Origin of the sequence: Paenibacillus sp. y28 (genome assembly GCF_037137075.1) — a bacterium.
GTDB lineage: Bacteria > Bacillota > Bacilli > Paenibacillales > NBRC-103111 > JBBBNV01.
Map to the genome: position 1 here is coordinate 1 of NZ_JBBBNV010000070.1, position 1,177 is coordinate 1,177.

The following is a 1,177-nucleotide window of genomic DNA, read 5'->3' on the forward strand; positions in this document are numbered from 1 at the left end:
ACCGAGGTGACTCTCCGTGACCCGATCCCGATTACGCCTAAGGATTTTGATGTTCCAGCCGCGTGCGGTTATGAGTATCATGTGTTCCGGTTTGTCGGCAGCAACGGGAAGACATATATGACCCCAACAGTCAAAGGACAGACGTTGGAGAAAATGCTGACGTATCAAGAGTATCGCGGGGATCTCCTTCCTGGGGCGTATCAGGTGACGATGAAAATTATCACAACGAATTGTGGGGAGACTGCCTGGATTAAACCCAAACCGATCCTCATCGTCGATGACGGCACGAACCGGCCCCCGTATTTTGAAATCGGCTTCTTCGATAATCGGGACACTACGGGAATCTACCCGCTTGAAGTTGTGGAGGTAGGGGATAAACTCAATCTGCGGGTCATTACCAACCCGTACTCCACGCCGCCAAGTCCGTCTGACCCCGATGGAGATACGTTCACGTATTATTGGTATTTCGATGATACGAACAACACCGACTGGATTAAGGCGATTAACAAAAGCGGCAGCTATATCGGTGTCAACGATTCGTCCATCTACCGCAACCTGCGGGCCGATGTTATCGGGATTCATCGGGTCCGCGCGGTCATCACGGACTCCATGGGAGCCTCTTATGAAGCCAGCACCTATGTTGAGGTCACAGCGCCAAATCCGAAGCCCAAAATCACCGGGGCCAAAGAGGTGAAAGAAGGGCGTCTTATTAAACCGGCGATTTCAGGGGAGAAAAGCTACAGCCCGCTAGGCCGGAAAATTCAAACCTATATCTGGCAGGTGTTCGATGAGAACGGCCAGTATACCGGAACGGCGCTGCCGACCAAGCTGTATGCCCTTGGAAATCACAAGATGACGCTGGAGGTCATCGACTCCGCAGGGCTGCGCTCACTGCCGGAGGATATGGACACGCATACCCTCCAGGTCATTCCGGACGAGCCGCCCGTTCCGCTGCTGGTGTACCCGGAAAAAACCTATCGGCAGCTGCCGATTATGCTGGAGAACAAATCCTTCAGCCGGGACGGGGACATCATCGCCAAAACGTGGGTGAACTGGTCCTATGATTCCAACGGCAACGGCGATTTTGACGATGAGGAGCAGCATGAAATATTTGATGATGTAGGCTCCCTTGTGTTTACGCCATCCAAGCTGGGGCAAATCCGCTTCCGGGTCTACG

Annotated in this window: 1 pseudogene; it reads left to right on the top strand. The window is 53.3% G+C overall.

The features are described 5' to 3' along the window. Positions 1–1,177, top strand: a pseudogene (locus WBG83_RS22190) (hypothetical protein); the annotation flags it as partial.